This window comes from Rhodanobacter sp. C05, from assembly GCF_002001165.1.
Taxonomy (GTDB): domain Bacteria; phylum Pseudomonadota; class Gammaproteobacteria; order Xanthomonadales; family Rhodanobacteraceae; genus Rhodanobacter.
Window position 1 is genome coordinate 381,691 of record NZ_MUNQ01000009.1, and the last position, 10,146, is coordinate 391,836.

The following is a 10,146-nucleotide window of genomic DNA, read 5'->3' on the forward strand; positions in this document are numbered from 1 at the left end:
TGGCTAAGAGGCGGACAGTGCCATACGGAATCGGCATGTGCCTATCGCAAGTCCTCACGTTGCAGCAACCGTTCACAAATCGTCCGATAAATCGCCGGCAACTGCTCCAGCTCGTCCACCGCAACGCACTCGTCCACCTTGTGGATCGTCGCGTTGACCGGACCGATTTCGACAACTTCGGCACCCATCGGCGCGATGAAGCGACCATCGGAAGTGCCGCCGCCGGTGCTCTGTTCGGGATCAAGACCGCACAGGTCACGGCACACGCCCACCACCGCCTCGCGCAGCACACCGCCCGGCGGAGTGAGGAAAGGTTCGCCGGAAAGGTTCCAGTCGAGCACGAAGTCCAGGCCGTGCCGGTGCAGGATCGCCTCGGTGCGCGCACGCAGATCCTCAGCACGACTCGCCGTGCAGTAGCGGAAATTTATCAGTGCCGTCAGCTCACCGGGAATCACGTTGTTGGCGCCGGTGCCTGCATTGAGATTGGAAATCTGGAACGACGTCGGCGGGAAATCGCTGTTGCCTTCGTCCCAGCGCTCGGCAGCCAGCTCGGCCAGAGCCGGTGCAAACGCGTGGATCGGATTCAGCGCCTTCTCCGGATACGCCACATGCCCCTGCACGCCACGCACACTGAGTGTTCCCGACAGCGAGCCACGCCGGCCAACACGAATCAGGTCACCAAGCCGTTCCTTCGCCGACGGCTCGCCGACCACGCACCAGTCGATGTGCTCGCCAACGCTGCGAAAGTGCTCCACCACCCTGCGTACACCGTCGAGATTGGTCGGCCCTTCCTCATCGCTGGTCAGCAACAGGCCAACCCGGCCATGGTGCTGCGGATGGGCCGCGACAAACTGCTCCAGTGCCACCACCATCGCCGCCACCGAACCCTTCATGTCGGCAGCACCGCGGCCATATAGACGGCCATCACGGATGCTCGGCTCGAACGGCGGACTCTGCCATGACGCTTCCGGCCCGCTCGGCACCACATCGGTATGGCCGAGAAAAGCCAGCGTATGACTACCCTCGCCATGCGTCGCCCACAGGTTGTCCACCTCGCCGTAGCGCAGATGCTCGACTCGAAAACCAGCACGTATCAACCGTTCGCCAAGCATCGGCAGGCAGCCAGCATCCTCCGGCGTCACCGAACGACGGCGAATCAGGTCACAGGCAAGATCAAGGACATCGGGCATGGACACTCACAGGAGACAGTGAAAGCAGAGCAAGCGCAGCATACCAAGCGCATGCGCCAGATTGCCGGTCACCCTCTCAGCCAGCCAATGCCACACCCAGCAGGTGGCCTACCGTATACGTGATCGTTGCAGCAGCAGCAGTGATGCCGAGTTGACGCGCTACCGAAAACAGCATGCTGCGTCCGGTGAACAACGAAGTACCGATCCCGATCAGAGACAGTCCAGCAGCAGTGGAACCGATGCTGGTCAACAGCGCCACATGGCCACCGAGAAAGAAATACGGCGCCACAGGAAACAACGCGCCACACGCAAACAGGCAGAACGAGGAGATGGCCGCACCATAGGCCGATCCGCCAAGCTCGCCTGGATCGACACCCAGATCCTCACGCACCAGCATGTCCAGGGCCGCACGCGGCGTCTCGGCGATATGCTCGGCCAGGTGTTCGGCCGCATCCGGCTTCAGCCCTTTCTCGCGATAGATGCCAGCGATGTGCTGCAGGCCATCTTCCGGCGCCACCGCGAGGCGCTCGGCCCGCTCGGTGATCTGCGCCTGATAGAACTCGCGCGAGCTGTTTACCGACAACCATTCGCCCAGGGCCATCGAACAAGCCCCGGCCACCAGCCCGGCGAGGCCCGCCAGCAGCACCGCGCGATCGCCCGATGCCGCGCCAGCCATGCCCATCACCAGACTGACGTTGGAAACCAGTCCGTCGTTGGCACCCAGTACCGCGGCGCGCAAGGTATTGCCGCTCTGCGTGCGATGCCGGCCATCGTGCACGCCCTGCTCGCGCAGCGGCACGAAATGATCGCGATGGCCACTGCGATCCACCGGCGTGTCATCGTGGTCGGCATGCTCCAGCCGCACCACCGTCGGCATCACGAACTCCGTGCCGAATCGCTGCGCGAACCAGCTCAACGCGCGCACACGCAAACCGATCTGCATCGGCGGCACGACCATGCCGAGCTCGCGCAGGCGTGTCTCCCAGAAACCCGCATTGGCCTGTTCGCCAGCGGCGATGCGCCGATAGACACGACTCAAGCGCGCATCGGTAGCCAGTTCTGCCAGCCGTGCGTAGAGCACAGCGTTGTCGCGCTCGATCCGAAGATTGCTCTCAAACCGCCGCGCACGGTGATTCGTCATGTCGACATCAATGCCCGAACAACTTCTTGAAGCCGTTGTCGGTGAAGCCCACGCTCACCGAACCGTCTGCCTGCACGACCACCGGACGACGGATCAGTGCCGGGTATTCCTTCAGCAGCAGCGTCCATTCCGGATCACTGCCGGGGTTCTTGCGTTGCGGCAGCAGGTTGCGCCAGGTGGTCGAGGACTTGTTGACCAGCTTCTCCCAGCCACCGAGCTGCTGTGCCCAGGCTTTCAGCGTGGCCGCCGGCACCGGATGCGTGCGGTAGTCGACAAAGCCGTGTTCGATGCCGAATCGAGCCAGCCAGTTGCGCGCCTTCTTGCAGGTATCGCAGTTGGGCAGACCGTAGAGGACCAGGCTCATTCGGCGCTCCGCAGCAGTTCGTTGATACCGGTCTTGCTGCGCGTCTTTTCATCCACCTGCTTGACGATGATGGCGGCGTAAAGGCTGTGGCTGCCGTCTTTAGCCGGCAGGCTGCCGGACACCACCACACTGCCGGCCGGTACACGGCCGTAGCTGACTTCGCCGGTGGCACGGTTGTAGATGCGTGTGCTCTGACCCAGAAACACTCCCATGCCGATCACACTGCCACGCTCTACCACCACGCCTTCGACCACTTCCGAACGCGCACCGACGAAGCAGCTGTCCTCGATGATGGTCGGGTTGGCCTGCAGCGGCTCCAGCACACCACCGATGCCGACGCCACCGGACAGGTGCACGCCAGCACCGATCTGCGCGCAGGAGCCGACCGTGGCCCAGGTGTCGACCATTGTGCCCGCGCCCACGTAGGCACCGATGTTGACGTAGCTCGGCATCAGCACCGCGTCTTTCGCGATATGCGCGCCACGGCGTACCAATGCGCCAGGCACGACACGTGCACCCAGATTCTGCAGCTCGGCGTCATTGCCGTGGGCGAAGCGAAGCGGCACCTTGTCGAACGCCTGCGCCGGGCCACCGTCGACCACGCGGTTGTCGTTGATGCGGAAGTACAGCAACACGGCCTTCTTGATCCACTGGTTTACCGTCCAACCGCCATGGCCATCCGGTTCGGCCACGCGGCGCTCACCGGATTCGAGCAATTCGATCACCTGGTTCACCGCGGGACGCAGGTGAGTCTCGATCTCGGCGTGGGTCAGTTCGGTGCGACGCTCGAAGGCGTCCTCGATCAGGGCTTCAATGGCTTGCATGGGCGTTGTTCACGAGTTGAAGACAAACGGGTGAAGGCAGATGCCTCGGCTGACCGCCAAGATTACACGTTGCGGCAGCCATTGCCGCAACGACAGACAAAATCAGGCAGCCCCGTCGGCGGCCGTTGAAGTAGGCGAACCCACCCTGTTGTACGTGATCTCGTGATTGGATTTGACACGACACCGGCGTAGATTGGATGGCCATGCCTGCATGAATACATGTGACATGGCCTCCCCCGAAACAGCATGAGATGAGGGTTCCGCCGACACCGTTTCGAGACCGCACGCCACTTGTCCACCTTGGCCCCCGCTTCCAGGAGATTCACCCATGAGTCAGCTGAAGATCGCCGTACTGGTTGGCAGTCTGCGTGTGGATTCATTCAACCGCCGGCTTGCCCGCGCCATTGAAAAACTTGCGCCGGCCGAATTCGGCTTCAAGCATGTCCAGATCAACGATCTGCCGCTTTATTCGCAGGATTTCGACGCCGCCTATCCGGCAGTCGCCACACGTCTGAAGAAAGATATTGAATCGGCGGACGGATTGCTGTTCGTCACACCCGAATACAACCGCTCGATACCAGGTGTGCTGAAGAACGCCATCGACATTGCCTCGCGCCCCTGGGGCACCAACTCGTTTGCCGGCAAACCCGGCGCCGTGATCGGCACGTCGATCGGCAGCACCGGCACCGCCCTGGCACAGCAGCACCTGCGCAACGTGCTGACCTATCTCGACGTGCCGGTGCTGGCCCAGCCGGAAGTTTTCATCCATTTCAAGGACGAGCTGATCGCCGATGACGGCTCGATCAACAGCGATGGCACCCGGAAATTCCTGCAAGGCTTTGTCGACAATTACACCGCATGGATCAGGCGCTTTGCCCGCTGAAAAACTGCTGCAGGTGGTCAGGTCATGAATGAACAGATCAGCGTGGGATTCATGGTCTTCGTCGCCGACGGTGACGAGGGAATCGGCTCCGTGCGCGAGCTCCGTCATGGCCTGCCGGAGCTGGTCATTTATATCGAGAATGCCGGCGACTTCGTGGTGCCGCTTTCCGCTGTCGATGCCGTTCACTCCGGCAAGGTGATCCTGGCCTGGGACAGGTTGAACCTTCGCCTGCAGAACGCGATCGCGCACGCGCGCGACTCGGAAGATCCCGACTATGTCGCACCCGACTCGGCAGAGCCGGAGGATGAATAGCGAAAATCCAGGCCAAGGATTTTCGCTGCCGCGCGGCACAGGGATGATCAGCATATCCGAATGATTCGCGGCAGGTCGTCATGACCTGCGTTCCGTCCCATTTTCAATATATGCGAGCCAGGTATGCAGGCTGGCTGCCTGCAGTATATGAATGCCTGTCGCCAGCGGTTTTCGGATATTACCCAGAACGGATTAAACGGCTGGTTTTGCATCCATAATTTGTGATAATGCCGGAACCCTTCCAGCCACGGTGCAAAGCCATGAAGCAGTTCAATCTGGAGTCCTTGCTGGCACCGATCAGCGATGACACACCGTCAGGCGACGATCTGGAATACGACGCGGATTTTCTCGCACTTGAGCGTGCCGCAGCCCCCAAGGCCGAACGTGCCGTGGGAGACACCGTCAAGGCGGCCGAGGACCCGGAATGGGACAAGGTCATCGAACTGGCCGAAGCCGTGCTTGGCCGCTCCAAGGACCTGCGCGCCGCGGTTCACCTCACCACTGCCTGGATGCGGACTTCCGGCATGCCCGGCTGGAATGCGGGTCTGGGCCTGGTGCGTGGCCTGCTGGAGCATTTCTGGGACAACGTGCATCCGCAGCTTGATGCTGAAGACGACAACGATCCGACATCGCGCGTCAATTCCATCGTTCCACTTGGCGACGTACAGGGCGTACTGCGCTTTTTCCGTACTACACCCTTCGTGCAGTCGCCCCGCATGGGCCGGTTTGCCTTGCGCGACTTGCGTATTGCCAATGGCACATTGAAGACCACGGCGGAGAACAGCGGGCCGGAAGCATCGATGACCGATATCGAAGCATGCTGCATGGATTGCCCGGAGGAAGATCTGGTTGCCATTACTGCCGCCATCGGTGAATCGCTCGAGCACGCCAAGGCCATCGACCGCATTTTCACCGATCACGTGGGGAGTGCCGGGCCGGATTTGAAAACCCTGCTCAGCGATATCTATGAAGTGAAGAAATTCCTGGATCCGCAGCTTGCGCGACGCCTGCCGCAATTGGATATCGCGGGCGAAGAGGATGGCAGCGGCAATGAAGGCGGCAGCAGCGGTGGTTCCGTCCGTGCGTCGTCAGGCGCCATCAGCGGCCCGCAGGATGTCATCCGCAGAATTGACGAGTTGTGCGATTACTACAACAAGTGTGAGCCATCGAGCCCCGTCCCTCTGCTGCTGCGCCGCGCACAGCGGCTGGTTGGCCGGGATTTCATGGACCTGCTCAAGGATCTCGCGCCGGGCGGCATCTCGGAACTGCGGATTGTTTCCGGCGAGCCCGAGGAAAGCTGACAGCAACGCACAAGACGGCCCAAGGATGTTCCAATCCAGAGGGACATCCTCAGGTCAGTACGCAATCTGCGTCGTAGTTCCCGCATGTGCTCACGCGCCGCACTCGATCAGCCACGCTGATTGCCATCGCACACACGACCACACCAGCTCAACCGACCTGGCAAACCCGGTGGTTCAGTAGATGCCCTTGCAGGTACTGGGCGAGGCGCGCACGAAAATCTGGTGAACCGACGGATCCCAGCTCAGCGAATAGCCACCCTGCAAACCGGCGGTGATCCCGGCTGATGCAATCTGGCTGATCGGGCCAATCGAGGCGCTGTGTCCGTCACTGAAGGTCACGGTGGCCGTGATCGCGTAGCTCACCGGATCGCTGCAACCATCCGTGGTGATTTGCTGCGATACCGCGTTGCCACCGGCGAGATCCGGCAGCGTTCCCGTCACCGGTGGCATCGCATGTTCGGCGCCATTGACGCGGCATGTCGCGGTGAGACCATAGCTCACCGCAGCCTTCACCGGCGGCGCAGCCTGCACTACGGCAACCGCTTCCGGCTGCGCGGTACAACCCACCAGGAACGCCTTGTGCTTGGACTGCACATGCAGCACATAGCTGCCCGACGGAAGATCGGCGCTGTTCGCCAGCTTCAATTCGATACGGCTGGGCGATACGCCAGTGACACCGGGCTGCATCACCAGCCGCTTCCCTTGCCGGTCAGTCGCGCTGACCACCGGATCCTCGCATTGGGTATCGACCAGATTCGTACCCACCAGGGCGAAGGCCACTTCCTTGCTGCTGTTGCCCAATACGAATAATTGCCGGTGATCCATGGTCTCGACTCCGTTGATCACTGGCTGCGTCTTGGATGAACCGGATTCACCGGCAAGCAGGTCCACCGTTGTGGCCAGCGCAGCGGCCATCGTTGTCGCATCGGCGGTGAGGCAGCCCTTGGTTGCATCGAGATATGCCTGCGTCCGCTGCACTGCCGCGGAGGCGCGATAGGCGCTGGCTTTTGCATCCGCACCGATGATATCGATCGGTTTTTCTGTGTCGTTGCCGAGTGCCTTGCGCAGCGCCACCTCAAGTTGGGCGAGACGCTGGCTGGTGGCAGCAAGACTGGAGTTGGGCAGACTGGCCGCACGTGCAGCCAGATCATGCTGGGCCGTATCAAGCTGGGCGAGGACAGTTGCCCCGGTCAGCCGGGGGGCAATCTGCGCTGGCAGCGGAGCCACCAGGCATGGCGCAAGCAATCCGAACAAGATGCCTGCGCCGAGCCTAGCTGCTTTCATGGATGAATCTTCCCATGCATGCCAAATCGATCCACGGAATTACTGAGCATCCTGCTGGCAATCCTGCTGATCCGGCTGATCCGGATCACAACCGGCTTGCTGGTCAGCCGGCAGGCGCAAACCGGATGGCACGATGCCATACGAACGATAGTTCGCGGTGATCACGCTCGGATCGATGTACGAGTCGCCGTGATTGCCGTTCTGGGCACTGCCCGTACCGGTTGCCGTCGGCAAGTTGACCGCAAAGCCGCCGTTTATCGGCAACAGGTTGCCGCTGCTGTCCACCGCGTAGAAATACGCGGGTGGCATGCCGACGTTCGCCACGGTCTGCAGGCCCGTGCCTATCACGAAGATCGGCGCCGATGCCATGCCCATGCGCCCGGTGGATCCCCAGACACCCAAGCCATCGAACACGGTGGCGTTGGAGGCCTCGCCCAGACCGGTCTCGGTAATGGTGCCCGTCTGGAACAGGTCGCCGTTGGTCACCGAAAGATAGAACGCCGAGGTGCCCGCATTCACACTGAACGCACTGCCGCCAACCGAAGCCAGCGTCAGCGTCGTGTTGTTGGTCATGCTGAAACCGGCGGTCGAGGTGAAATTGCCCAGCGTGCTGACCATGTTGTTGTTGGTCTGCGTGCTGCTGCCCAGCATGGTCGCGCCAACGGCGTTACCACTCAGCGTACCTGCGGTGATGACCCCACCGGTTCCTTCGGTGATCGTGCCCGCTGACTTCAGCGTGGTCGTCGTGCCTTTCACGGAACCATTGATCGTCAGGCCGCCCGATGTTGTCGTCAGTGCCGTACTGGCGCCACCATCGAGCGGACCGGCCACCGCCAATGCCTGCGCATCGGTCAGCGCGAAGTTCGCCGCAGTGAAGCTGCCCAGCGTGCCGATCTTGTTCGCACCATTGAGCGTCGTGGCGCCGGTCGACTGACCGCTCAACGTGCTCGCTGTGAGAACACCACTCGCCCCTTCGGTAATCGCACCAGCCGATTTCAAGGTCGTCGCCGTGCCACTTACCGCACCGTTGATGGCCAGATCACCCGAGGTCGTCGTCAGCGCCGTGCTCGCGCCACCGTTGAGCGAGCCACTCACGGCGAGCGCTTGCGCATTGGTCAATGCGAACCCGGCTGCGCTGAAGCTGCCCAAGGTACCGATCCTGTTGGCGCCGTTGAGCGTTGTGCTGCCGACCGAACTGCCCGTCAGGGTACCCGCGGTAAGCACACCGCCTGCACCTTCAGTGATCGCACCGGCCGAGGTCAGCGTCATCGCCGTACCGCTCACCGCGGCGTTGATCGCCAAGTCGCCCGACGTTGTCGTCAGCGACGTGTTGGCACCACCTGCCACCGGACCGCTCACCGTCAACGCCTGCCCATCGGTCAGCGCGAAGTTTGCCGCACTGAAGCTGCCCAGCGTACCGACAAGATTCGCGCCATTGAGCGTCGTCGCGCCCACCGAGCTTCCCGTCAGGGTGCTCGCGGTAAGCACACCGCCTGCACCTTCAGTGATCGCTCCAGCCGAAGTCAGCGTCGTCGTCGTGCCGCTCACCGCCCCATCGATCGACAAATCTCCCGACGTTGTCGTCAGCGAGGTGCTGGCGCCACCATTCAGCGGGCCACTCACCGTCAACGTCTGCGCATTGGTCAGCGCGAAGTTCGCCGCACTGAAGCTACCCAGCGTACCGATCAGGTTCGCGCCGTTGAGCGTCGTGGCACCTACCGAACTACCTGTCAGGGTGTTGGCCGTGATCGCCCCACCGGCGCCTTCCGTGATCGCACCGGCCGAGGTCAGCGTCGTCGTCGTGCCACTGATCGCACCATCAATGATCAGGTCACCGGCGGTCGTCGTCAGCGTCACGGTCGGGCCGCCGTTCAACGGACCGTTTACCGTCAAGGTCTGTGCATTGGTCAGGCTGAAATCGGCATTGAAAGCGCCCAGGATATTGATGTGGTTGGCACCATCCAGATCGGTTGAGCCGACCGAACTGCCGGTCAGCGTACCGGCCGTGATCACGCCACTCGCCCCTTCGGTGATCGCACCGGCCGAGGTCAGCGTCGTCGTCGCGCCACTCACTGCGCCGTCGATCGCCAAGTCACCCGCGGTCGTCGTCAGCGAGGTGCTGGTACCACCATTCAGCGGGCCGTTCACCGTCAGCCCCTGCGCATTGGTCAAGCTGAAGCCTGCTGCGCTGAAGCTGCCCAGCGTACCGATCAGGTTCGCTCCGTTGAGCGTCGTCGCACCCGTCGAACTGCCGGTCAGGGTGCCTGTCGTCAGGCTACCGCTACTTCCTTCGCTGATCGAGCCACTCGAGTTCAACGCCACCGATGTGCTGTTAACCGCACCGTTGATCGCCAGATTGCCCGATGTCACGGTCAGCGCACCCGTGTTCACCGTACCCAGTGTCAGCGCACCGGCATCCGTGATCTGCGTCGTTCCGCCCGTCAGGCTCACCGCGCCGCTGAAGTTGTTGCCGCCGTTCGCCAGCGTGATCGCGCCGGTTCCCGCATTGATGAGGCTCGTGCCGCTCACCGACAGCGCACCGCCCTGGCTGATCGCTCCGTTGTTGCTCGTCGCCTGCAGGTTGCCTGCAATCGTGCCGCTACCCAGGTTCAGCGCACCCGTGCTGATCGCCGTCAGCGCACCCGTGTTCACCGTACCCAGTGTCAGCGCACCGGCATCCGTGATCTGCGTCGTTCCGCCCGTCAGGCTCACCGCGCCGCTGAAGTTGTTGCCGCCGTTCGCCAGCGTGATCGCGCCGGTTCCCGCATTGATGAGGCTCGTGCCGCTCACCGACAACGCACCGCCCTGGCTGATCGCTCCGTTGTTGCTCGTCGCCTGCAGGTTGCC

At 62.4% G+C, this 10,146-nt stretch carries 8 protein-coding genes and 1 pseudogene; 3 read left to right on the forward strand and 6 right to left on the reverse strand.

From position 1 onward, the window contains the following. Window positions 1–41: 41 nt before the first annotated feature. From dapE to dapD, 4 genes are all read right to left on the reverse strand, one after another. The gene (gene dapE, locus B0E51_RS09860) at window positions 42–1,190 is read right to left on the reverse strand and encodes a succinyl-diaminopimelate desuccinylase (protein WP_077444699.1); all 1,149 of its coding nucleotides are present in this window, start codon (window positions 1,188–1,190) and stop codon (window positions 42–44) included. 76 nt (window positions 1,191–1,266) lie between these two features. Next, window positions 1,267–2,331, reverse strand: coding sequence for a VIT1/CCC1 transporter family protein (locus tag B0E51_RS09865; RefSeq protein WP_077444700.1), 1,065 nt, complete (start codon window positions 2,329–2,331; stop codon window positions 1,267–1,269). A gap of 7 nt (window positions 2,332–2,338) precedes the next feature. Next, window positions 2,339–2,695, reverse strand: coding sequence for an arsenate reductase (locus B0E51_RS09870; RefSeq protein ID WP_077444701.1), 357 nt, complete (start codon window positions 2,693–2,695; stop codon window positions 2,339–2,341). Next, entirely contained in the window at window positions 2,692–3,519 is an 828-nt protein-coding gene (gene dapD, locus B0E51_RS09875) for a 2,3,4,5-tetrahydropyridine-2,6-dicarboxylate N-succinyltransferase (protein ID WP_077444702.1), read from the reverse strand. Before dapD ends, B0E51_RS09870 begins: the two co-directional genes overlap by 4 nt. A 328-nt stretch (window positions 3,520–3,847) precedes the next feature. Here dapD and B0E51_RS09880 point away from each other — a divergent pair, with 328 nt between their 5' ends. The 3 genes from B0E51_RS09880 to tssA all read left to right on the forward strand — a co-directional run bounded on the left by B0E51_RS09880 (window position 3,848) and on the right by tssA (window position 6,015). Next, the gene (locus B0E51_RS09880; protein ID WP_077444703.1) at window positions 3,848–4,402 is read left to right on the forward strand and encodes an NAD(P)H-dependent oxidoreductase; all 555 of its coding nucleotides are present in this window, start codon (window positions 3,848–3,850) and stop codon (window positions 4,400–4,402) included. A 24-nt stretch (window positions 4,403–4,426) separates the two neighbouring features. Beyond that, window positions 4,427–4,714, forward strand: coding sequence for a hypothetical protein (locus B0E51_RS09885; RefSeq protein WP_077444704.1), 288 nt, complete (start codon window positions 4,427–4,429; stop codon window positions 4,712–4,714). A 260-nt stretch (window positions 4,715–4,974) separates the two neighbouring features. After that, window positions 4,975–6,015: a type VI secretion system protein TssA gene (tssA, locus tag B0E51_RS09890; RefSeq protein WP_077444705.1), complete on the forward strand. Its 1,041-nt coding sequence runs from the start codon at window positions 4,975–4,977 to the stop codon at window positions 6,013–6,015. A gap of 174 nt (window positions 6,016–6,189) precedes the next feature. On the opposite strand, the gene B0E51_RS09895 is transcribed toward tssA, so the two are convergent. Then, window positions 6,190–7,299, reverse strand: coding sequence for a hypothetical protein (locus B0E51_RS09895; RefSeq protein ID WP_143525868.1), 1,110 nt, complete (start codon window positions 7,297–7,299; stop codon window positions 6,190–6,192). 39 nt (window positions 7,300–7,338) lie between these two features. Then, window positions 7,339–10,146, reverse strand: a pseudogene (locus B0E51_RS19490) (S-layer family protein); the annotation flags it as partial.